The sequence below is a fragment of the Neptuniibacter pectenicola genome (assembly GCF_001597735.1).
Taxonomy (GTDB): Bacteria; Pseudomonadota; Gammaproteobacteria; order Pseudomonadales; family Balneatricaceae; genus Neptuniibacter; species Neptuniibacter pectenicola.
This window is the reverse complement of sequence record NZ_LUTS01000001.1, coordinates 195,580-218,024: the sequence shown is the minus strand read 5'-3', so window position 1 is coordinate 218,024 and position 22,445 is coordinate 195,580. Positions and strand designations below refer to the sequence as shown.

Here is a 22,445-nt window from a genome sequence, read left to right as displayed (position 1 = left end):
TCGATTAATCGATTAGACCGTAGTCTTTACGTAAAATATCGATAATCTCCGCTTTCGGGTTCTCTGACAGCGTTAACGGCTTACCAATGATCTTTTCTGCAATGCCCACATAGGTTTCAGATACTTTCATCAGTAGTGCTTCAGGCAGGGCGTTATCTTTAGCTAAAGCATAACGTTCGTCCATGCGCTCTTTATTTAGAAGGATATCGGGGTCAGGGAAGTAGTTAAGCAGTTCCTGACGGAAAACTTCTTTTGAGTTTTCGACAACCTTGCCTTCACGGTACGATGGCCCATCCCAGATACGTGAAGAGTCAGGCGTTCCTACTTCATCCATATAGATAAGTTTTTCATTACCCGATGCGTCGGTCACATAACCAAATTCAAATTTAGTATCGACAAATACCTGATCAATTTTTTCAAGTGCATCGCTGATAACATCAAAGCCTTCTTTAAGCAGCTTTTCGTATTGCGCGATATCATCTTGGCTACGGAACTTGAAGGCTTCGTGGTTATTGCGGATATCATCCCGTGTAATATTGACATCATCGACTTCAGGCACGCCCGGAATACCGGTAAGGATACCTTTGGTCGATGGGGTAATGAGTAGCTCAGGCAGCTTTTGATCTTTCTTTAGGTTGTCTGCAATCTCAATACCGCAAAATTCACGTTCGCCTTTTGCGTAAGCACGCCACATGGATCCAGTAATGTATTGGCGGCAGATGGCCTCTATCATCACGGGTTTGGCTTTTTGTACAATCCACACAAAAGGGTGGGGTATATCGAGTATGTGGCTGTCAGCGAGGCCGTGCTCTCGGAAGAGTTTGAACCAGTGATTAGAGATTGCGTTTAACGCCGCGCCTTTACCGGGTACACCGTTCATACCCCCTTCGCCATGCCAGATGCATTCAAAGGCTGAAATACGGTCGCTGATGACCATAATAGCCAAAGGCGCATCAGCCGCGACATCATAGCCTTTCTCTTTAATTAGGCGTTTACTATCGGCTTCAGTTAACCAGTAAACAGAGCGTACTTTACCGCTATGGATCGGTTGATCTGTACGAATAGGTAGATCGTTATTAACGGCTAATACTTTATCAGCAAGACTCATCGATATATGTCCTGTATATAATCTGTGAAATCAGTAAATGAGGGGCTTGATTGTAACTAAAGCCCAAGTTTAATTAGCATCAGTTTTATGGTGCAAACATTATGAATAACGTTTTGCGTCGCGTAAAAGTGAGCTTAAATCCAGGTCTTGCATATCTGCGAGCGCTTCCAAGTCGTTGGAGGTTCGCGGTGGTAGCTTCGTAAGTCGCTCTCGTTTGGCGTCCTTTTCCTGAACCTTCTTTAATAGACTGTCCTGTATAGCATCCAGTTGCTCAGTAGTTAATGTAGCGAGGCGACTGATCAAGTCATCTTCAGTCATATTTCTCGTTATTGCTCCGAAACAACAAATCAAAAACAATTGAGAATTATACCAGCATTGTATGATCTTCGATCAAGTACCATTCTAAATTTAATAGTGGAAACTTACCTTTCAATTTTGCCGATATATGGAATAGTTTTTTTCGATCAATCTATATTCAGCGTTTTGTAACCCCTCCCGTAACAGGTGCCCTGTCTAGGTTTCAGCAAGGATACTGGTACTGGCATGTATTTTGTTAGTAGATAAAAAAGACAATAACGATAATACGCGGCACCGGTAGAGACATAGTTATGCAAGATCAAACGCCATTAAATGAAAAAAGAATACTTATTTTAGGTATCGGAAATGTGCTTTGGGCGGATGAAGGGTTTGGGGTTCGCTGTGTTGAAGCCCTGAATGCACGTTATCGATTTACGGATAATGTGAAGTTGATGGATGGGGGCACCCAAGGGATTTACCTGGTTCATCATGTCCAACAGGCTGATGTGCTTGTGGTTTTTGATGCTATTGATTATGGACTTGAGCCAGGCACCCTGAAAACTATTTATGATGATGAGGTCCCTAAGTTTATGGGGGCAAAGCAGATGAGCTTGCATCAGACGGGTTTTCAAGAGGTCTTAGCGATGGCCGAATTTACCGGCGATTACCCTGAATCCTTATTATTGATTGGTTGCCAGCCGGTTGAATTAGAGGATTTTGGTGGCAGTTTACGTGACCCGGTGAGGGCTCAAATCGATCCATCGTTGGAGATTGCACTGAACTACCTTAACCAGTTTGGCATTAGTCCTATTGCGGGTAGTGGGGGCTGCAATGAACTATCCCCAGAGGAACTGCAAATACATAGCTACGAGCAGGGCCGACCAGCAGAAAGCGAAGCCTGCCGTAAAGGTGATCCCCGTTTTCTCTACCCTGAAAAAGGTCAAGATTAATGTGCTTAGGGCGTCCTATGTTAGTGCAGCACTGTGAGGGAACCCGTGCACAATGTGTCTGCGATGAGTCGATTGAGTCCATTGATCTGTCGTTGATTGGACCTCAGGAAAAAGGAACCTGGGTGTTAGTGTTTCTGGGCGTCGCCCGTGAGGTGCTAACGGCAGAAAGGGCTTCACAGGTGCGTAATGCTTTAATGGCAGTAGATGCCGTAATGCGAGGGGATAAGGCGAACCTCGACCTGCTGTTTTCTGACCTTATTGAGCACGAACCTACACTTCCTCCTCACCTACAGAATAATAACTAAAGGTAATGACTTATGGCTTCACCGCTGATTAATCGTTTAGTTGATGAGTTGAACTATCCGCTTTTAAACGCAGATAATTTTGATGCGTTTATTAAATCCAATAAATACTCGGTGCTGTTTTGTACTGAACAGCCGGCGCGTTTTCCAGAAAGCAATGATGTCGCTGTCATTTTACCTGAATTGGTAAACCGTTTTTCTCAGCTAACCCCCGCTGTCGTGTCGACTGAGTTCGAAAAAAAGGTGCAGGGGCGTTACAACTTTAATGTGTGGCCTACCTTAGTGTTTCTGAAAGAGGGGCGATTTTTGGGGTGCATTAGTAAAGTGCAGGACTGGGATATGTACCGGTTAGAGATTCAAAGCATTTTGGGGTTAGAACCTAGGCGTGACCCAGGTATAGGTATTCCTGTTGTCGTCAATCCATCTTCAACGTCATGTGGACAGTAGGGGTATTAAATCATGCAAAATAATGGAATTCCTGTCGTTAACGTTCCTATAGGGCCTGGTAGCCAAGATGAAGGCGATATGGTCTTAGACTATATGAAAATGCCGTCCGAGATGGCGAGTTATGACCTGCCTATACTGCCTGAAGCTGAGATTGTCGCTGAGTGCCCACAAGCGTTGGCGGTGTTGGAAATATTACAAGAAAATCTAGATCGCTACCGTGTAGGTGATACTGCCCAAACAATCCCTCTTGTGGCGTTAGCTGAGCATGATCTGGACATTATTAATCAGATTTTAGGCGAGGGCGAAGTCAGTATTGCCATTGTTGGCCCGCGTGTTATTAAGGTGCAGGAAACAGTGTTGGCTGGTGTTTGGCGCATTCGTGCATTTGACGCCTCCGGCACGCTGATCGACGATGCGATGGAGATTGCAGATATACCGACGTTGGTCAAAACACATGCCTTCAGCACGCAACGCCCCCTTGTTTTTGATGCTGGTGCGTTGCCCGAAGGTGTATTAAACGCGCCGTCTGTGTTGGTGGAGATACAGGAGGCGTCACACCGATACAAAGAGGCTGCTGCGGTTGGCCAAGTGTCCGATATTGCGCATGTGATTAACTTATCATTGCTGCCTTTTTCACCGCAAGACCATGGCTTTTTGACAGAGATTACCGGTACCGGGCCTGTCACTATGCTTTCGCGGGGCTACGGGAATTGCCGCATTACTTCAACGCAAACGGAAGGGCTGTGGCGAGTACAGTATTTTAACAGTACGGATCAACTGATTTTAGATACGCTTGAAGTGACAGATATACCGCTGGTGGCCTGTGCAGCGCAAGAAGATTTAGATGACTCCGCTGAGCGCCTTAAAGAGATTCGTGAGGTGTTGGTATGAGTTCGGTGGATACGCGCTACCAAGGGTTTGAAGGAAGCTATATGGGGGATCAGTCCCGGGTTGCGGATGATGCCCGTTTAGAGTGCAAGATCTGTTGGCATGTCTATGACCCTCAAGAGGGCGATGATGTATGGCAGGTCGCTGCGGGTACGCCTTTTAGTCAGTTGCCCGAGCATTGGCGCTGCCCTGAGTGTGATGGTGAGAAAGACCAGTTCATGGTCTTAGATCGCTAGGTTTTATGATGCTGATTAGCGCAGATCAAATAAAACAGCAGTTTGAAAAGGTAGCCATAAACATGTCGTCGCTACCGATTTTTAACCCTGTGTTGAGGGTAGATACCCTCGGTTTCGACGTGACTGATGAGATTAACCCAGAGGGTTATGTGATGGGTGTGCTCATCACCCCCTGGTGTATGAACCTCATGTTACTGCCTAAAGGTGAGCTTAGGGTTAAGGAAGGGGATAAAGTGATGTTTACATTCCCCTCTGGCATCTATGAATTTATCAGCGCATGGGATGAAACCTTAGGTCACTACCTCAGCTGTTCGCTCTTTTCGCCGATGTTAGTCTTCAACGAGCAAGAGACGGCGTTGAGCACCGCCCGTGAAGTGTTAACCGCGCTGTTTAAGGCGGAACATCAAAGCTTAACGGATTTACAACAGGCGAAGCGGGCAGAGACGGCGCGTCAGCAAACCGATGCTGCTGAACAGTCGTCTAAGGTTGCGAACCATCATGTGGTGAGCCGTCGAGGGTTCTTAACCGCAGGTTTTTGCAATGAAAGTGAGCGGTAATGCCCTTGTCTAATATGAATGATCAGGCTCATCAGGGAGAAACCCTAGGCCATGTGGATATTGCGGGTCGCTTAACGGTGAAGGTTGATTATGCTGACGGTTATATTAAAGACTTGCAGATTACCTCTTCTCGGCCACAAGGCTTAACGGGTTTGTTTATCGGCAAATCACCCCAAACAGTGTGCCAGCTTCACCCACTCCTTTTTTCACTTTGCCGTAATGCCCAGTTGATTGCAGGCTTGAGCGCGTTTGAGTCGCTTCAAGCGGTCACTGTACCTCAACCGGCTCTGATTGCTCGAAATGTGTTGGTGTATTTAGAGACCGCCCAAGAGCTCTGTTTACGCCTGTCTAGTGATTGGTTAGATGATCTACAAGTGATTGATCTTGCCCAACTAATGACCACCATTAAGCAAGCGTACGGGGCGTTAAGCTGGTGTCTAGGCTTACATACCTCCTCTAAACCGGTGGTTGAGGCGGGGTTTGATTATGAGCCTATTCTCCGTGTGCTCGATCAGGTGTTACAGCCGTTAAGTCAGTTCTGCACACGCTACTTATTAAATCAGCGTACGTCAGGGCCGATCCCGCAGCTGGTTAGTCATTTAAACCAGACATTTGCACCGATTAAATTAGGGCACCCTGCGTCTCCTTTACAGCTCTCTGCTGAGTCGTTAATTGAGCGCTTACAGGGTGCGGATAGTCGTACTTTTTGTGCTCAGCCTGACCTTTACGTGGAGGGTCAGTGGCAGCCAGTAGAAACCAGTGTATGGACACGTAATTGTAATCTTTCATTGGTGAAGCAAGGGCGAGCTTTAGGGGCTCACCCTTTGACACTACGGGTGTTGGCGGTGATTAATGAATTGGAGAGCATACCGGACAAAATTAGACGCGTAATTCGTGAGCAGAATCACCTTTTAATCACCCAGCTAGCGCCGGGTTTAATCAAAGTTCAGGCCGCGAGGGGTGACCTTGTTCATCGCGTTGAGTTGAGCCACGATGTTGCAACTAATGTAAAGCAGTATCAGATTATCGCACCGACGGAGTGGAATTTTCATCCCCAAGGGAGTTTGGTTAGTATGCTGAAAGGGGTTATTGTTCCAAAGGAGCGTTTAATGTTATTGCTGGAAAAGATGATTTTAGCAATAGACCCGTGTGTGGCCTATGACATACAAATAGAAGAATAAAAATATGCATGAAATGTCGATAGCGGAAGGGATTGTTCAGGTACTGGAAGATCAAGCTAAAGCGCAATGCTATACCCGAGTTAAAACGGTATGGTTAGAAATAGGCCCTTTAGCCATGATCGAAACGGAGGCATTGAGCTTCTGTTTTGAGGCCGTTACGCGCGATACCTTAGCGGAAGGTGCCGTACTTAATATAATAAAAATAAAAGGTGAGGCATTTTGTATGCAGTGCCTTAAAAACGTCCCGATTACTGAACGCTATGATAGTTGTGTCGATTGTGGCAGCTATCAGTTACAAGTGGTTCAGGGGGATGAGATGAGAATTAAAGAGCTGGAGGTTGAATAGTTATGTGTACCGTTTGTGGCTGTAGCGAAGGTGATGTAAAGATTGAAGGTCCAGCTCATGAGCACGCCCATCCTCATGCTGATGAGAGTGAGCAGATGATTGTACAACAGGGCGATGATCTAGATTTTGGTCAAGGTCCTGCACATGCCCATGTAGCAGGCATGAGTCAAAGTCGGATGGTGCAGATTGAACAGGATATTTTGGGTAAAAATGATCGTTATGCAGGGCTTAATCGAGCACGGTTTGAAGCGCAAAGTATCTTTGCGTTGAACCTTGTTTCCAGCCCCGGTTCAGGTAAAACCACACTGTTAACGGAGACTATCCAACAGATCAAAGGCGACCGTCATGTGGCGGTGATCGAAGGTGATCAACAGACGGCGAACGATGCTGAGCGTATTCGTGAAACCGGTGTCCCTGCCATTCAAGTGAATACAGGTAAAGGCTGTCATTTAGATGCGCACATGGTCGGGCACGCCCTTGATAATCTGACCGCCTTTCAAGGGGGGATCCTCTTTATCGAAAATGTAGGTAATTTAGTCTGTCCCGCCGCCTTTGATTTAGGCGAGGCGCATAAGGTGGCCATTCTTTCCGTGACTGAAGGTGAGGATAAGCCGCTCAAGTACCCTGATATGTTTTATGCTGCGGACCTTATGGTTCTAAATAAAACAGACCTATTACCCTATCTGGATTTCGACGTAGATAAATGTATCGCTTATGCCAAGCAGGTAAACCCATCCATTGAGGTGATACAGTTATCAGCCAAAAGCGGTGAAGGCATGGCGGTCTGGGTTGAGTGGTTAGAGCACAAGCGTCAGGCCATGATTAAACAGCGTATCGATGCCTTAGAAACTGAAATCAACCAGTTTAAGGCGTTACTCTAATATGCAGTTACTAAAGCGACCCACCGTGCTCTGTGTGGATGATGAGATCCGTTCTTTAGAAACATTAGAACGTACCCTTGATGAAGAGTTTGATGTGCTCACCGCGTCTGATGCGGATCAAGCAATGGCCCTGTTAGCGCAGCATGAGGTACAAGCGATCTTATGTGATCAGCGAATGCCGGGAAAAACGGGGGTTGAGTTTTTAACGGAGGTCCGTCAAAAATGGCCTCAAACCGCGCGGCTTATCTTATCCGGTTATACGGATTCCGAAGATATTATCCGAGGCCTTAACGAGGCGGGTATCCTGCAATATATTACCAAACCTTGGCACCCGGATAATCTATTGTTGATTATGCGTGGGGCCTGTCGCCTGTTTGCGCTGCAAAATGAAAATGAGCTCTTGGCGATGGAGATGCGGCTCACCAGTGATCAAGCTGAGAAGAATATCGAGCAGAAAAAACAGCGTCTGCAACAAGCCTTTCAATTAGATGAGATCCGCCGGCACAAACAAAGCCCACTCAATCAACTATGTGATCAGGCGGCGAAAATTTCACCTTATGATGTTTCGGTATTGATAACCGGCCCGTCTGGGGCAGGTAAAGAGCTGTTCGCTCGCGCGTTACATTACAACAGTTTGCGCGCTGAACGGCCCTTTGTGGTGGAAAACTGTGGTGCAATGCCCGATGAGCTTTTAGCGTCCGAACTGTTTGGCCATAAGAAAGGCTCCTTTACGGGAGCGATCATGGACCATATAGGTCTGTTTGAGCAAGCGGATGGCGGGACCATCTTCCTCGATGAAATTGGTGAGATTAGCCCCTCTTTCCAAGTCAAACTTTTACGTGTGCTTCAAGAGCGAGAGGTTCGTAGACTAGGGGAGCATCAACGTCGAAAAATAGATGTGCGGATTATCGCATCCACTAACCGAGACCTCGAAGAGGAGGTAAGGGCAGGGCGCTTTCGGCAAGACCTTTATTTTCGTCTTGCTGAAGTCACACTGGAACTGCCAGCACTCGAAAAAAGGGTGGTCGATATCCCAGTGCTTGCCGACTGCTTTTTGGCCAAAGCCATGGTGGAGTTTGATAAGCCGGTTAAAGGTTTCACCGAGGAAACGCTCAACTGCATGAGCCAATATTGCTGGCCGGGTAATGTGCGAGAGTTGCAAAATGAGGTGCGGCGAATGCTCGTATTATCAGAAAGTGAGTGGCTGTCTGCGAATCTATTAAGTCCACGGGTATTACGTGCGGCACCGCGCGAGGAAACACAGGAAACTGAAGTGCTAGCGGGGTTGGATGGTTCGTTAAAAGAGCGCATAGAGAGTCTAGAAAAACGAATTTTACGGGAAACGCTGATCCGCCACCGCTGGAACAAAAGCCAAGCGTCGCGGGAATTAGGATTATCCCGTGTTGGGCTACGTTCTAAACTGGAACGTTATGGCCTGAATAAAGACTTTCATTAGTGTGTGATTTAGTAGACGTAGGGGGAGGGGCGTTATGAGCATCTCAGCATACAACCTTCGTGTTAAAGGTCAGGTCCAAGGGGTTGGCTTTCGCCCTTTTGTGTATAACTTGGCGGCACGGTTAGGGGTCTGTGGTTTTGTTAAAAATGGCCCCCAAGGTGTGGTTATTCATGCGCAAGCGGAGACGGCGGTTTTAACGCAATTCAAACAACGGCTGCTGGATGAACAGCCTTCGATGTCGTTGATTGAGACCATTGATATGACTCCGGCCCAAGTAGTGCCGACCCTAACCGACTTTTCGATTAAAACGAGTGAAACCGGCGCACTGGATCTTGGCGTTACACCGGATGCGGCGGTATGTCGCGAGTGCCTAGCCGAGCTCTTTGACCCTCATAACCGACGTTATCGTTACCCTTTTATTAACTGTACCCACTGCGGCCCACGATACAGTTTGATCAAAGCCCTACCTTATGACCGTAAACATACGACGATGGCTGATTTCGCCTTTTGTCAGCCCTGTTTAGATGAGTATAAAGCGGCTGATAATCGACGTTTCCATGCGCAACCGAATGCTTGTGCAACCTGCGGCCCCACACTCTTTTTTCACAATGCAAAAGGGGAAAAGCAGGCATCCATTGATCCGATCGCCGAGACCTTAGAGGTGATTAATAGGGGAGGGATTGTCGCGATTAAAGGGATCGGCGGTTTTCATTTAGCCTGTGATGGCCGTAACGATGAAGCAGTAAAACGATTAAGGGTACTCAAACAGAGAGGCCAAAAGCCGTTTGCTATTATGGCAGCAAACCCCGCCTCATTAGCCCCTTATATTGATTTGACTGTTGAGCGAACCCAGCGCTTACAGGCGATGGATGCACCGATTGTTCTGTGCCCAATAAAAGAGAATCAATCGTCTACATTATCTAAAGTGCTCGCGCCGCAGTTGGCTTGGATGGGGGTTATGTTGCCCCATTCTCCTGTACACCATCTTCTTTTTCATAAAGCGGCCGGTGAACCTACGGGCCTGAAATGGTTAGATCAACCGCAGGCACTGTTATTAGTCATGACCAGCGCTAACCGCTGTGGTAATCCGTTGCTGATTGATAACCAAAAAGCGTTGACTGAATTAACCGGTATTGCAGATGGTTTTTTGCTGCATAATCGGGATATTTATGTGCGCTGTGATGATTCGGTTGTGAGTGCTGTTGGGGAGAAACCCCGTTTAATTAGGCGTGGCCGAGGTCTTTCTCCACAATTTATACCGTTATCTTATGGGTTTTCTGCCGTAGATAAATCGGTGCTTGCGGTCGGTTCATTTTTTAAAAATACCTTATGTTTAACAAAAGGTGATCGTGCTTATGTGTCGCAATATATGGGTGATTTAGATAACCCTGAATGCTGTCGCGCACTGCATACGACGGTTGAGCATTTAACATCCCTCTTAGGTATTAAGCCGGACCTCGTCGTGTCTGACCTCCATCCTGATTTTTACAGTACACAGTTTGCCGAGCATTACAGCCAAGAACACTCGATTCCTTTGATCAAGGTACAACACCACCATGCCCACATCGCCTCGGTGGTAGCGGAGCATCAGATTAAGACACCCGTCTTAGGCGTTGCCTTAGATGGGTTTGGGTTAGGATTGGAGGGTGAGCTCTGGGGCGGTGAGCTGCTCTATGTTCATCAGGGTGAGTTTACACGGTTGGCTCATTTGTCACCGCTGACACTCCCCGGGGGCGAACGGGCAGCTAAGGAGCCTTGGCGCATGGCCGCCGCCGCGCTGTACGATTTGGGGCGAGGTGAAGAGATCTCGCAACGCTTTGCTGATCAACCGGGGGCAGACCTTATCGGTCAGCTACTTGATAAACAACTCAACTGCCCAACCACCACCAGTGCGGGACGTCTTTTTGATACCGTGGCAGGGTTACTCGGCATTACGACGACCAATCAGTATGAAGCCCAAGCGGCCATGATGCTTGAGTCATTAGCGTATACCTACCTTCAAAATCACCCTTGGCCGGAGGCCTCTCCGCTGATTGAAAGCGTTGATGGCAACCTCAATTGTGCTCCCTTGTTAGCCGCCATCTCCGATTGTGAGGATGCGGGTTACGGCGCAGCACTTTTTCATCAACAGTTGATCGATGGGTTAGCTCGGTGGATCAGTGGACAGAGTCAACGGACAGCGGTGACTAAGGTCGTGCTGGCGGGAGGGTGCTTTTTGAATGCGCTGTTAACGGACGGGGTAACAAGACAGCTTCAGGCTAACAATATTGACCTTTATTGCGCCGAAAAGCTGCCCTGTAATGATGGCGGTATTGCGTTGGGACAAGCGCACATTGCACTCGAGATGGAGGTGAAAAAAAGCGCATCCTTTGATCAGAATAGTCTTAATAAAAATAATACACAGTTGCAGACCTGTAACCATGTGGGTCAGGTCGTCAGTGACAGCGCGGTTAATTCAGCGGAGATAAAACGATGTGTTTAGCGATCCCTGTACGAATAGAAGAGATTTTGGGTGATGAAACAGCCATGGCTGATATCGGTGGCGTAAGAAAAGAGATCAACGTGGCATTAATTGCCGATTTAGCGGTGGGAGACTTTGTCATTATGCATGTAGGTTACGCGTTGAATAAAATTGATCCCGACGAAGCTGAGCGTACACTCGCGTTATTTGCTGAGCTGGATGCGTTGAGTCAACAGGATATCATTGAGGCCGCCCAATGAAGTACGTTGATGAATACCGAGACGGCGGTTTAGCTCGCGAGATCGCTGCTAAAATCTGTGCTGAAGCAACGCCTGAGCGAGCGTATCACTTCATGGAGTTTTGTGGGGGCCATACACATGCGATTTTCCGCTATGGCATCCCTGATCTGCTCCCTGATAATGTAAAAATGATTCATGGCCCGGGTTGTCCGGTATGTGTGTTACCTATCCCACGACTTGATGCGGCGATTGAGCTTGCGGTCACCCATGGGGTCACGTTGTGCTCCTATGGCGATATGTTACGTGTGCCGGGTTCAAGAAAGCGAAGTTTGCTTAAAGCGAAAGCGGAAGGGGCTGATGTACGCATGGTTTATTCATGTATGGATGCCTTGCGAATAGCACAAGAGAACCCAGAGAAAGAGGTGGTTTTCTTTGCGATTGGGTTTGAAACCACAACACCGCCTACCGCATTGGTGATCAACCAAGCGAAAAAGCTCGGCCTTAAAAATTTCACGGTTTACTGTAACCATGTTTTAACCCCCGCAGCGATTAGCAACATTCTTGAGTCGCCAGAAGTCAGAGAGCTGGGGGTGTTGCCGTTAGATGGTTTTGTTGGTCCAGCCCATGTGAGTACGGTAATCGGTTCACAGCCTTACCACTACTTTGCCGAAGAGTACCAGAAACCTGTCGTGATCGCGGGGTTTGAACCCCTCGATGTGTTACAGGCCATTTTAATGTTGGTACGCCAGATAAATGAGGGACGTGCCGAGGTTGAGAATGAGTTTTCCCGTGCGGTGACGTACATGGGCAACAGTCGAGCAAAACAAGTGGTTGCGGATACCTTCGAATTAAGACGCTCGTTTGAATGGCGGGGCTTAGGTGTGGTGCCCTATAGTGCGTTAAAAATAAAGGATTCCCTGTCCGAATTTGATGCTGAAAAACGCTTTATTGTGAATTATCGCAGCACTCGTGAAAATAAATCATGTGAGTGCGGAGCCATTTTACGGGGGGTTAAATCGCCCCGTGATTGCACCCTATTTGGTGACCCCTGTACTCCTGAGAACCCTCTGGGCTCTTGCATGGTGTCCAGTGAAGGGGCGTGTGCCGCGTATTACAGTTATGGCCGCTACCAAGAGCGAACTTTTGCTACCGACCAATCCCATCCCGCGGCCTAACGATAAGAATAATACGAGAATAAAAAGATGACTGAGCAAAGTAGAACCGATAGCACCGATGGGAATAAACGGCATTACTCGCACACACTTGATCTAAGTAAAGGTAAGGTCGAGATGGTGCATGGCAGTGGCGGTAAAGCCATGGCGCAACTGATCGATGAGCTATTTTTAAATGCCTTTTCTAACCCGTGGTTGGATGAGATGAATGATCAGGCATGCTTTCAGTTACCTGCGGGTCGGGTTGTAATGGCTACCGATAGTCATGTGATATCGCCTCTGTTTTTCCCTGGTGGTGATATAGGGTGTTTGTCGGTACATGGCACCGTGAACGATGTTGCTATGTCAGGGGCTGTGCCTAAATATCTCTCAGCGGGTTTTATTTTAGAGGAGGGTTACCCTCTGGCCGATTTGCAGGCGATTGTAACCTCAATGGCCGTCGCTGCGGAGGAGGCTGGGGTCTATATTGTGACGGGAGATACCAAAGTTGTTGAACGGGGCAAAGGTGATGGCTGTTTTATCACGACGACCGGTATCGGCGTAGTGCCGGAGGGCGTATCGATGGGGGCTGATCGTGTGACGGCGGGGGATAAAATAATTGTTTCCGGTAGCCTTGGCGATCATGGGGTTGCCATTATGTCGTTGCGTGAAAATCTGACCTTTGAAACCACCATTGAGTCGGACACGCAGTCATTAAATGATCTTGTCGCCGCGATGGTGGAGGTTGTACCTGATATCCACTGTTTGAGAGACCCAACCAGGGGAGGCCTATCTGCTACGTTAAATGAGATCGCCCAGCAATCCAAGGTCGGTATGCAGGTCTATGAGACAGAAATTCCTGTTAAGCCCCAAGTTAAAGCCGCGTGTGAGTTTTTAGGCTTAGACCCGCTCTTTGTCGCGAACGAGGGCAAGCTGGTGGCGTTTTGTCCAGCAGCTAAAGCGGAACAGCTACTGGCGGTGATGCGCGCACATCCGAAAGGTATGGATGCTGCCATTATTGGTGATGTGATTGAAGATGATCTGCAATTTGTGCAGATGCAGACAGCGTTTGGTGGCAACCGTATGGTTGATTGGATCAATGGCGAGCAGCTACCGAGGATCTGTTAATGCGTATTTTATTTTTGACCCATGGTTTTAATAGTCTAACGCAACGGTTGTTTGTCGAACTACGTCAATTGGGGCATCAAGTTTCGATTGAGTTTGATATTAATGATGCGGTGGCAGAACAGGCGGTTGAGCTTTTTAAACCGGAGCTTATTTTGGCACCTTTTCTTAAGCGCGCTATACCCGAAACGATCTGGCGTCATCATCGCTGTATTATTGTGCATCCCGGTATTAAGGGCGATCGTGGCCCCTCGTCGGTTGATTGGGCAATGATGGAAAATAGATCCAGCTGGGGCGTGACCTGTATTGAAGCGGTAGCAGAGATGGATGCGGGTGATATTTGGGCCAGTGTCGAGTTTCCTATGCGTGCCGCCTCTAAAAGCAGTTTGTATCGGAATGAGATTACCGATGGGGCGTTAGCGGCGGTTAAGCTAACGTTGGCACGTATCGAATCCGGAACCTATACGCCCCAACCGTTGAATTATGCGCAGCCTGATATTAAAGGGCAGTGGCACTGTTTAATGACCCAAGATGAGCGCCGTATTGATTGGCAGCGGGATAGCAGCGAGATTATTTTAAGGAAGATTAGAGCGGCGGATTCACAACCCGGGGTAAAGGAGTCAATTGCTGGTAAAGGGTATTACCTTTATAACGGCATTGTTGAGACCCAGCTTAATCAACCGGTTGAGGCGGATCCAGGGTCGATTATTGCAACGCGTGATGGCGCGATCTGTTTTGCTACATTGGATGGGGCAATTTGGGTAACGCATTTAAGGCTAGTCGAGCCTAAAGGTGAGGCGTTTGGCTTTAAACGGCCTGCCGCTGCGCTGTTACATGATCAGCTAACCTCAGCGCCTGAGGCGTTACGTGTGGCGGAGTTGCCACTGGCGCCTGAGGTTGTCCCCCTAGGGGAAACATGGCAGGAAATAAGGTACAGAGAGGAGGCGCAGGTAGGCTATCTGTATTTTGATTTCTACAATGGTGCTATGGATACCCAGCAGTGCCAGCGTTTACAACAGGCGGTCGCTAACGCGAAACAGCGTAATATTAATGTGTTAGTACTCATGGGGGGAGAGGAGTACTGGTCGAACGGTATTCACCTTAACCAAATTGAAGCGGCAGAGAGCCCCGCACAAGAGTCGTGGCGTAATATCAATGCGATGAATGACCTCTGTTTGGAGATTATCAACTCGCCCGAGCAGATGGTGTTAGTCGCGATGCGTGGCAATGCTGGCGCGGGTGGGGTGTTTATGGCCTTAGCGGCGGATAAAGTGTTTGCCCGTCATCCGGTGATCTTTAATCCACACTATAAATCCATGGGGAATCTATATGGTTCGGAGTATTGGACCTATCTCTTACCGAAACGGGTAGGCGTGGAAGCAGCGGCCGAGTTGATGCACACCCGTTTGCCACTGTCCGCACGGGAGGCGGAAGCTAAAGGGCTTATTGATCTCTGTTGTGATGAAACGCGGGATGGGTTTGTGGAGAAAATAAAAGCAGAAGCGGTACAGCTCTCGTGTAGTGCTGGCTTTGCAGATCAGTTGGCGCTGAAAAATGTACAGCGCAAGCAGGATGAGACGCTAAAACCTCTAGCGCACTACCGTCGTGAAGAACTGGAGCAAATGAAGTTAAACTTTTTTGGATTTGATCCCAGCTATCATGTGGCTCGGTATCACTTTGTAGAAAAGCTCCCTAAGGCGAGGACGCCGAGCTACCTTGCCTCACATCGTCGGTTGAAGTGTGGTTGATCAGCCTGCGAGCGGCTTATGAGAACAGCTCACGGCTAACGGAGGAGATAACACAATGTGCACAGCTTGGACTGTGGATACACTCCGCTGTGGCGAGTTGATCAAGTTCGTCCAGTTTCTCTTTAACTTTGCTGTGTAAACGCTTTGTAATTTTTCTTTTTTGCTTATACATATCTAAAAAGTGATTCACCTCATCGAAACCAAATATCACGGGAGTGGTACGGAGGTGGCAGCTAATTAATGTGAAACCGACCTGATTTTTATTGAGAACAATCTGCGATTCTACCGCAGGAATACCTCTAAACCGGAACCCTTTAGGGTTCATTTGATCAAGTATCGACTGACATATAGGAGCGCAAATTTCATTGTCAGTTGCGCCAAGGCTTGTGACAAAAATGCTCATGATGACGTCCTGTCTAAAGTATAAATCATATACGTTAACTGTAGGACAGATATGCCAGAAGGTATAGTGAGATTAATGGTAGTTTTATGCTGGAGGGCGCTTGAGGCCTATTATTCAAGGGTTTTCAGCTAGTTAAAAGCTGCTTTTTGGCTATTGATTGTCCATTGGATCGATTCCGACTGGGCTTTCAATAAGGTTTGCTCATCGGTAAGGGGGGAGAGCTTATCCCACTCATAACGAGAGAAACTGATAACATCGTTAAGCATCAAACCTAATTCGCCTTCACGGTGCAATAATGCATCGTTGACCGCATCGCTTAGGGGAATATGGAGACTAATATCTTCCATGGGAATAGAGAGCAGAGTATCAACGCCTGACAGGATACCGATTAAGAACCCTAAACCGGCTTCCGCATGGTAGTGAGGGGCAATGAGCTCACACATTTTTGCGCGGATAAGTAGCTCACGACAAAGCTCATCCGGAATATCTAATGTACCGGAAAGCGATACGACGACCGCCCAGCGTTTTAATTCGGCAAAGCCCAACAGTACAACGGCTTCATTAATGGTGGAAATAGAGCGTTGTAATGAAAAGGTCGCTGAATTAACAATCTTCAATAGGCGTACGGCCAAGTGTGGGTCTTTAGATATGATCTTCTCAAGCCCTTGAGGTGTCGCATCGGGGTTGCCTAATTCGGCTAGCAACTCTATCATGGTTAACTCATTACCACTGATAGGTTTACCTTCGATGACCTGAGGCATCGCAAAGAAATAGCCCTGAAATAAAGCAAATCCCAGTTTACGGAAACGATGAAATTCGGCCAACGTTTCGACTTTTTCAGCGAGCAGGGTGACATTATAAGCGGTTAACTTTTCTAGGGTATGGAAAAGCGTTTTGCCTTTAAGTGCTAATACATCGATTTTAACGATATCGACCACATCCATAATCGCTGCAAATTCATCTTTCCAGATAAAATCATCTAAGGCGATTTTAAAGCCGGCATCAGATAGGCGTCTAATTTGTGCGCTGGTTTTGTCGTTAATAGGTACATCTTCAGTAATTTCTAAGACCACATTATCGGCGGCAAAACTAGGTAGCTCATGGAACAGCAGTTCTTCATTGATATTCATGAACGCGGGAAGGGTACGTACGTTACCGCGTTGCAAAATACCGGTGTATGCGTTGATTAATACTTGGCAGGTTGCTGCTGTGGCGTTAAAGAACTCATCCGGTGGGCAACCTTTTGCGTCTCGGTACAGTAATTCATAACCGACCGTTTCACAGTTTGTATCGAGAATCGGTTGTCTCGCCAGTAGAATCTGTTCAAGCACAGGTACGCCTCATACAGCTAAAATAAAACTATTTCTATCGTAATGACGTTACAGTTGATTGATGGGGCTGACAAGAAGAAAGCAAAAAAAAAAACCGAGCATTGCTCGGTTTTTTTCGTACGCTAAAAATTACTTAGCAATAGATTGTAGCTCAGTCATAGCCGCTTCGCGTGTTTCATTTGCGATAGACGTGAATGCTTCACCTTGTCCTTTAAGCAGTTCAAAAAGCGCTTTGTTCGCTTCCATGTTGAACTTGATAAGCTCTTCAGGTGTTTTAAGCTCTTTAGCTTTCTCAGCTTCAGTTTTAAAGAAAGACGTTAACTGCTCGCCAGACTTTTTCTGCTGCTCGATAGATTTAGTGATAGCTGCAGCCTGCAAGTTCATTAGAGACTGAAGGGCATCGAAAGATTTCTGAAAATCAACTGGGTTTGTCATTTTAATTCTCCTTAAGGTTCTTGTGCGATGCACAATATGGATTCTATTCTAGTCTGTTTTTTAATCAAGTCAACACTATTTTGTTGCACTGCACAAAAAAATATTACTAGGGCGTAAAGCGCTCAAATTAATGCCCCTTGGGCAAGCATAATAAAGGGCTATTACGGAATGATGTCTAGACCTTCGTTAGACAAATTGATCTAATTGTCCCCCCCTAATTTATGAATCTGAGTAGTATAGGTCTATGGCTGGCATCGAAACGATCCTTTCCCTATTTTTCTTGATAGGACTTGGTTATCTAGGTAAGCGCACAGTCATGGCTGGGCACTCGTTGGTTCCCCTTAATACCTTTGTGTATTATTTCGCGGTCCCTGCGCTGTTGTTTAACTCGGTATATAAGCTCTCTCTGGATAGTTTGTTCCAACCGTATTATCTACTCGCGTTCCTTTTGGCCGCTGCGCTGACGGCACTGATTGCGGGGGTGGGTTGTGTGGTTCTGTTTAAAGAGCGTGATCGGGAAGTGCTTATTTTTCGGGCCTTAAATGGAACGTTTTCTAACTATGCCTATATGGGGATTCCCCTTGTCTTCGGCCTGTTAGGTGAAGCGGCCTATGGGGCGATGGTTAGTATTATCTTGTTAGGTAATCTGTTTCAGATTGGTGGAACTCAGTTTTTGATTGAGAGCCATCGTCAGGAAGGAAAAGGGTTTAAACAATTTTTGGCCATTTTAGATAAGTCGTTATTGCGTAGTCCTATCTTTTTAGCGACGTTTTTTGGTGTTTTGGTCTCAGGACTGTCACTTGAATTTCCCACCATCATTGTGGATGCATTAAATATGTTAGCGCCGGCTACCGTGCCTGTTGCTCTCTTCTGTTTAGGCGCAAGTCTTGAATTTAAAGCCCTGCAGCAAAGTAAAATTGAATTAGTATGGCTGGTGGTTGTTAAGCTGTTTATCCATCCCTTGTTGACCTTAGCGATCTTTCGGATGGCGGGCCTGACGGATCATAATTGGTTATTAGCGGCGGTGTTCTTGGCCGCCTTACCGACCGGTGCGTTGGCGCATGTGATGGCGCTGCGTTATGACGTGAAAGAGAAGGAGACCTCACTTACCGTTGTGTTGTCCACATTAGCATCGATTGTGAGTGTATCGTTGTGGGTCGGGTGGATGATGTAACGGAGGACGCCCCCATTACATCATGTGCGGTGATTACTCTTCTTGTTCGAGCGCTTCACGCAGTTGGTTAATCACTTTGCTGGGGAGGCGATTGATAATGATACGGCTATTATCTTCGTCAAATTCAATATCTTTACCTGAGTTAAGCTCGCCAAAGTTGCGTTTGGTAAAATCGACACTCCAGTTATCGGCTTTAACCTTTAGTTTGGCAAAGCGGTTGATTGTACTGGTGTGTGGTTGGAACTCTTGGCTGACGTTGTAGGGACCTTTGTTGGCAAACTTGCCAAACGTGCCCGCTGCGGTTTCGGCTTGCTCGGGTGGAATGTAGGCATCGAATAGATTTTCTATCTCATTCAGATTGGCCGATTCTTTCTCTGAACGTTGGCGTGATAAGTAGCTGACGACATCGTCCACGACCTCTTCTTTACGATCGCTCATATTGTTTTTATTGCAGAAGTCACGGGTGGCGCGGATGAGCTCACCGGTGGATTTACGCGACGGTGTTACATCGGTACAACCGAAAGCGGTTGAGAAAAAGTGGGTGATTTCGCCTTTCTCTTTGCTGCCAATAAAGCTGAGGTAGCTATCCTGTTTTTTGCGGAACGTGCTGATATTAATGCGTGCGGCTTGGTGTAGCTGGTCAAGATTGACCTCCATTACCTCTGTGGGATGGAGATCATTATCAAAACCTATACTGGCTTTGTCGCGGACAAGCGCGATCAGTAAATATTCATAACGGTCACTGGCATACAGAGAGAAAAGAACATAGCCGCCATTGGCATTGTGTGCTGATGGGTTGTTAATCGCCGCCGCCAACTGTGACATGCTTTTATCCACTAAGGTGGAAAATACAGTTTCGTCCCAGGTTTGGCTAACAAACTCTTCAAAGGCTGAGATAAACGGGTAACTCGTTTCATCGTCTGTATTAAAGGAGCCGTGGGTTAAACTGGAACGACGGCTAAAGGCTGAATTTAGGGTCTCAAACAGCTGGGTTGCGATCGGAGAGGCGGTGGGGATAATGCCTCCACGGTCGGTAATCCGTGCCGGGGATTCTTCCGATTCCTTAACCAGTTCACGAATTGCCAAGTGTTTCAGTTCCATAATGACCTCAAGTGTTATTCGGTAAAGAGAGTGTAAAGGGGAGATTGTATTTAAAACTCTGCGTTGATGCAGTATAAAGATGCACACAATGTAAATGTCCTCAGCTCGAGGCGTTCAAAATTATTCATAGGTTTCCCTTTCATGGCGTTAAAACCAACTATCTACAAAACCACATTGAACCTGATTGATATGAATCGGGATATCTATGTCACGGAGAAGTTGATGCTTGTCCTGCACCCATCGGAAACTGATGTCCGGATGATGGTGCGGTTACTGGCCTATGCGCTTAACTACGATCAAGATCTCGCGTTTAGTAAAGGCTTATCTGCCACGGATGAACCAGACCTGTGGGTTAAGCGACCGGATGGTTCTGTGAGTTGCTGGATAGAGGTCGGTCAAGCGTCGCCAGAGCGCATCCGTAAGGGGGTTAGCCGAGCCGATCAGGTAAAGCTTTATGCGTATGGTTCAGAGGTTGATGTCTGGTGGGCTAAACATTGTGATGCGTTAACCGGCCTGCCAAAAACGGAAGTGTATAGTTTTCCTGCGGTACAAGTGGATCGCTTAAGTGAGCTGTGTGGGCGAAATATGGAGTTGACCATTACCTTGAGCGAAGACCAACTTTATGTCACTACCGGTGAGCAGCAGCTCGAGATTGGTCTGACGCGTTTAGCTTAAATTTACGAGTAGGGAGCGTGGTTTAAAAGTCTACTTTGCCCCGTCCCTTTTTTACCTGTCCCCGTTTGTTCTTTTTATCCATTCGCTTGCGTTGAGAGCTGCGCGTTGGTTTTGTCGCCCGTCGTGGCTTTTCTACAGTGGTTGCTGCTTGAATCAGCTGCTGTAAGCGCAGTAGTGCATCTTCTTTGTTGCGTTCTTGGTCTCGAAAGCTCTGTGCTTTGATCACAATCACGCCATCGGTGGTGATTCTCTGATCCTGATAGCTTAAGAGGCGCTCTTTATAATGTTCAGGTAAGGATGAGCGCTGGATATCAAAACGGAGATGAATCGCGCTAGATACTTTATTTACATTTTGGCCGCCGCAGCCTTGGGCACGGATCGCTTTAAACTCAATTTCATTGAGTGGGATGGATAAACGCTCTGATATAGTCAACATGGGGCTATTCTATCAATCCGTTAGCAAGAAAGTCAGGCTTTATGGGGTGGGTAGGTAAAGTATTTTAGGGGGCGGTTGTCAGGTGCTAGGTTAGGCGCTGGCGAGTGTGCCAGCACCTAATACGGATAGAGGGGCTTTAGTTAATCATCCCAGTTATCCTCAAATACATCTTTAATATCTTTCATTAACTCTCGTTCTTCACGCATCGCTTCTAAGCGTCGGCGTTTATCCGGATTAATACTATCTTTTTTACGGATGGTTGAGTCAACTTGCACAGAGTCAAGGTCATCGCTCATCCAATCTTCCAGATCAAAAGTTGATTCTGGCTCACTACTAACGGGGCGTTGTTGGCTCATTGCAATGCCTCACTAATTGAGTTGATACATAGCCTGATTATGGTACATATTTCAAAATAGGAAAGTAGAGTTAGGACTATTTTTTGTCAAGAAAAAAGTCGGGCTAAAAGCCCGACAAGAACCATTTTGGGTGATGGTACTGGAACATGAAAGCGGAATATTGACGATTACGCCCTAATAACGGGGGTAGGGGAGGTTTAAACTTTAAGAAAACGGCGTGTTATCGGTACTCAAACATCACTCTTTTCCATGTGTGAAGCGGGTAAGCGCCGTTTATGTGTATGTGGTTAGGCCATGAGTAACATGGCGCCCATTAACGCAATACCTGCGCCAGCGACTTTTCCTATGAGTGGGGTGTATCGTTGTACTAAAAGGGCTGATTGTACGCCTGTTAGGTGTAACAGCGCGGTTGAACCTATAAAACCCGTGGCAAATAGGGCGGCATGAGCTACTCCGACCTCCGCACCATGCGCAATTCCATGATATAGGGCAAATGATCCAATCAGAGGGAGTGATAGAGTCATAGGCAAACGGGCCGCACTGACAATTAATAAGCCTAAGATCAGAACCGACAGGGCAATACCCGTTTCGATCGCGACTAACGTCACTGCATTAAGCCCTAAAAGAAAGCCAATTAAGAGGGCGCTGATAAAGACGAGGGGAATCGTGCGTGTGTTTTTTCCTCTCTGTTGAGCGGCCCAAAAGCCTACAGCGAGCATCGCAAGTAGATGATCGAGGCCTAATAATGGATGTACAAAGCCCGTTAATAGACTTGATTCCATTGGCAATGAATGGGCAAACGCCGAGGGCGCTAAGGTTGTTATGAAGGCTGTAAAGCTAGTGAGCAGTGTCAATTTTAATGGAGTCATTGATCGGCCTGTTTAATTATTATTGGGTGTATGTTGGTAGTCTTCAAAGCAAAGCAAGTGCCAAACTCAGAGTAGATCTAATTAAAACAGGGTAAACGGCCGCTATACTTAGGGTTGATGATGGTTTGGGTGGATTCAACTGTCGGGTGAATGCTTGAAAATAAGCATGAAGGTGGTAACTAACTTACCAGCTGGTGGGTCGACTTCTGTTAACGGTAATCAGTCGGCTTGTTTTTAAGAAGGGCCGAAAAATAGATATTATAATTATACTTTGGTATAGAAAATCTATTTT

Annotated in this window: 26 protein-coding genes; 17 read left to right on the top strand and 9 right to left on the bottom strand. The window is 47.0% G+C overall.

The genetic code is table 11. The features are described 5' to 3' along the window. Positions 1-4 precede the first annotated feature (4 nt). Both A3773_RS00990 and A3773_RS00985 read right to left on the bottom strand, forming a co-directional pair. Positions 5-1,108 carry a phosphoribosylaminoimidazolesuccinocarboxamide synthase gene (locus A3773_RS00990; RefSeq protein ID WP_067981825.1) on the bottom strand — a complete coding sequence of 368 codons (1,104 nt, stop codon included), beginning with the start codon at positions 1,106-1,108 and terminating at the stop codon, positions 5-7. A 99-nt stretch (positions 1,109-1,207) separates the two neighbouring features. Then, a complete protein-coding gene (locus A3773_RS00985; protein WP_067981822.1) occupies positions 1,208-1,426 on the bottom strand; it encodes a hypothetical protein in 219 nt (72 codons plus the stop codon). Between the two features lie 290 nt (positions 1,427-1,716). On the opposite strand from A3773_RS00985, the gene A3773_RS00980 reads away from it, so the two are divergent. Genes A3773_RS00980 through A3773_RS00910 form a run of 15 tightly spaced genes read left to right on the top strand, consistent with a single transcriptional unit; the run spans position 1,717 to position 15,373 of the window. After that, a complete protein-coding gene (locus tag A3773_RS00980; RefSeq protein ID WP_067981819.1) occupies positions 1,717-2,355 on the top strand; it encodes a HyaD/HybD family hydrogenase maturation endopeptidase in 639 nt (212 codons plus the stop codon). Beyond that, positions 2,355-2,660: a HypC/HybG/HupF family hydrogenase formation chaperone gene (gene hypC / locus A3773_RS00975; protein ID WP_067981817.1), complete on the top strand. Its 306-nt coding sequence runs from the start codon at positions 2,355-2,357 to the stop codon at positions 2,658-2,660. Before A3773_RS00980 ends, hypC begins: the two co-directional genes overlap by 1 nt. 12 nt (positions 2,661-2,672) lie before the next feature. Then, complete coding sequence (locus tag A3773_RS00970; RefSeq protein WP_067981813.1) at positions 2,673-3,104, top strand: thioredoxin domain-containing protein; 432 nt, start codon at positions 2,673-2,675, stop codon at positions 3,102-3,104. Between the two features lie 12 nt (positions 3,105-3,116). Beyond that, positions 3,117-3,995, top strand: coding sequence for a hydrogenase expression/formation protein (locus tag A3773_RS00965; RefSeq protein ID WP_067981809.1), 879 nt, complete (start codon positions 3,117-3,119; stop codon positions 3,993-3,995). After that, positions 3,992-4,228 (top strand): rubredoxin, encoded by a 237-nt coding sequence (locus tag A3773_RS00960; protein WP_067981806.1) that lies wholly within the window; start codon positions 3,992-3,994, stop codon positions 4,226-4,228. The genes A3773_RS00965 and A3773_RS00960 overlap by 4 nt, the downstream gene beginning before the upstream one ends. Positions 4,229-4,233: 5 nt before the next feature. Then, positions 4,234-4,785: a [NiFe]-hydrogenase assembly chaperone HybE gene (gene hybE / locus A3773_RS00955; RefSeq protein ID WP_082800507.1), complete on the top strand. Its 552-nt coding sequence runs from the start codon at positions 4,234-4,236 to the stop codon at positions 4,783-4,785. Further along, entirely contained in the window at positions 4,785-5,966 is a 1,182-nt protein-coding gene (locus tag A3773_RS00950; RefSeq protein ID WP_067981793.1) for a nickel-dependent hydrogenase large subunit, read from the top strand. The genes hybE and A3773_RS00950 overlap by 1 nt, the downstream gene beginning before the upstream one ends. Positions 5,967-5,970: 4 nt before the next feature. After that, on the top strand, positions 5,971-6,312 hold the full coding sequence (gene hypA, locus A3773_RS00945; protein WP_067981791.1) for a hydrogenase maturation nickel metallochaperone HypA: 342 nt from the start codon (positions 5,971-5,973) through the stop codon (positions 6,310-6,312). A gap of 2 nt (positions 6,313-6,314) precedes the next feature. After that, entirely contained in the window at positions 6,315-7,193 is an 879-nt protein-coding gene (gene hypB / locus A3773_RS00940; protein WP_067981787.1) for a hydrogenase nickel incorporation protein HypB, read from the top strand. 1 nt (position 7,194) lies between these two features. Next, a complete protein-coding gene (locus A3773_RS00935) occupies positions 7,195-8,649 on the top strand; it encodes a sigma-54-dependent transcriptional regulator (protein ID WP_067981784.1) in 1,455 nt (484 codons plus the stop codon). A 34-nt stretch (positions 8,650-8,683) separates the two neighbouring features. Beyond that, positions 8,684-11,131: a carbamoyltransferase HypF gene (gene hypF, locus A3773_RS00930; protein WP_075109446.1), complete on the top strand. Its 2,448-nt coding sequence runs from the start codon at positions 8,684-8,686 to the stop codon at positions 11,129-11,131. Further along, entirely contained in the window at positions 11,122-11,370 is a 249-nt protein-coding gene (locus A3773_RS00925; RefSeq protein WP_067981782.1) for a HypC/HybG/HupF family hydrogenase formation chaperone, read from the top strand. Before hypF ends, A3773_RS00925 begins: the two co-directional genes overlap by 10 nt. Further along, the gene (gene hypD / locus A3773_RS00920) at positions 11,367-12,524 is read left to right on the top strand and encodes a hydrogenase formation protein HypD (protein ID WP_067981774.1); all 1,158 of its coding nucleotides are present in this window, start codon (positions 11,367-11,369) and stop codon (positions 12,522-12,524) included. Before A3773_RS00925 ends, hypD begins: the two co-directional genes overlap by 4 nt. Before the next feature lie 27 nt (positions 12,525-12,551). Further along, positions 12,552-13,628 (top strand): hydrogenase expression/formation protein HypE, encoded by a 1,077-nt coding sequence (gene hypE / locus A3773_RS00915; protein ID WP_067981771.1) that lies wholly within the window; start codon positions 12,552-12,554, stop codon positions 13,626-13,628. After that, positions 13,628-15,373, top strand: coding sequence for a hydrogenase maturation protein (locus tag A3773_RS00910; RefSeq protein ID WP_067981768.1), 1,746 nt, complete (start codon positions 13,628-13,630; stop codon positions 15,371-15,373). The genes hypE and A3773_RS00910 overlap by 1 nt, the downstream gene beginning before the upstream one ends. A gap of 16 nt (positions 15,374-15,389) precedes the next feature. On the opposite strand, the gene A3773_RS00905 is transcribed toward A3773_RS00910, so the two are convergent. From A3773_RS00905 to A3773_RS00895, 3 genes are all read right to left on the bottom strand, one after another. Beyond that, positions 15,390-15,776 carry a hypothetical protein gene (locus tag A3773_RS00905; RefSeq protein ID WP_067981765.1) on the bottom strand — a complete coding sequence of 129 codons (387 nt, stop codon included), beginning with the start codon at positions 15,774-15,776 and terminating at the stop codon, positions 15,390-15,392. Between the two features lie 128 nt (positions 15,777-15,904). Beyond that, complete coding sequence (locus tag A3773_RS00900) at positions 15,905-17,107, bottom strand: EAL and HDOD domain-containing protein (protein WP_067981763.1); 1,203 nt, start codon at positions 17,105-17,107, stop codon at positions 15,905-15,907. 129 nt (positions 17,108-17,236) lie between these two features. Continuing rightward, a complete protein-coding gene (locus A3773_RS00895) occupies positions 17,237-17,542 on the bottom strand; it encodes a hypothetical protein (RefSeq protein ID WP_067863713.1) in 306 nt (101 codons plus the stop codon). A gap of 244 nt (positions 17,543-17,786) precedes the next feature. Between A3773_RS00895 and A3773_RS00890 the strand changes: the two genes are divergently transcribed. Then, positions 17,787-18,716, top strand: a complete 930-nt coding sequence (locus A3773_RS00890; protein WP_067981761.1) for an AEC family transporter — start codon at positions 17,787-17,789, stop codon at positions 18,714-18,716. A gap of 33 nt (positions 18,717-18,749) precedes the next feature. Here A3773_RS00890 and A3773_RS00885 read toward each other — a convergent pair whose 3' ends face one another. Beyond that, positions 18,750-19,817 carry a nucleoid-associated protein gene (locus A3773_RS00885; RefSeq protein ID WP_067981759.1) on the bottom strand — a complete coding sequence of 356 codons (1,068 nt, stop codon included), beginning with the start codon at positions 19,815-19,817 and terminating at the stop codon, positions 18,750-18,752. A 141-nt stretch (positions 19,818-19,958) separates the two neighbouring features. On the opposite strand from A3773_RS00885, the gene A3773_RS00880 reads away from it, so the two are divergent. Beyond that, positions 19,959-20,492, top strand: a complete 534-nt coding sequence (locus A3773_RS00880; protein ID WP_067981757.1) for a YaeQ family protein — start codon at positions 19,959-19,961, stop codon at positions 20,490-20,492. A 22-nt stretch (positions 20,493-20,514) separates the two neighbouring features. On the opposite strand, the gene arfB is transcribed toward A3773_RS00880, so the two are convergent. The 3 genes from arfB to A3773_RS00865 all read right to left on the bottom strand — a co-directional run bounded on the left by arfB (position 20,515) and on the right by A3773_RS00865 (position 22,153). After that, positions 20,515-20,928 (bottom strand): alternative ribosome rescue aminoacyl-tRNA hydrolase ArfB, encoded by a 414-nt coding sequence (gene arfB / locus A3773_RS00875; RefSeq protein WP_067981755.1) that lies wholly within the window; start codon positions 20,926-20,928, stop codon positions 20,515-20,517. 140 nt (positions 20,929-21,068) lie between these two features. Beyond that, positions 21,069-21,284 (bottom strand): PA3496 family putative envelope integrity protein, encoded by a 216-nt coding sequence (locus A3773_RS00870; RefSeq protein WP_067981753.1) that lies wholly within the window; start codon positions 21,282-21,284, stop codon positions 21,069-21,071. Positions 21,285-21,571: 287 nt separating this feature from the next. Beyond that, positions 21,572-22,153, bottom strand: a complete 582-nt coding sequence (locus tag A3773_RS00865) for a HupE/UreJ family protein (RefSeq protein ID WP_082800505.1) — start codon at positions 22,151-22,153, stop codon at positions 21,572-21,574. Between the last annotated feature and the right edge of the window lie 292 nt (positions 22,154-22,445).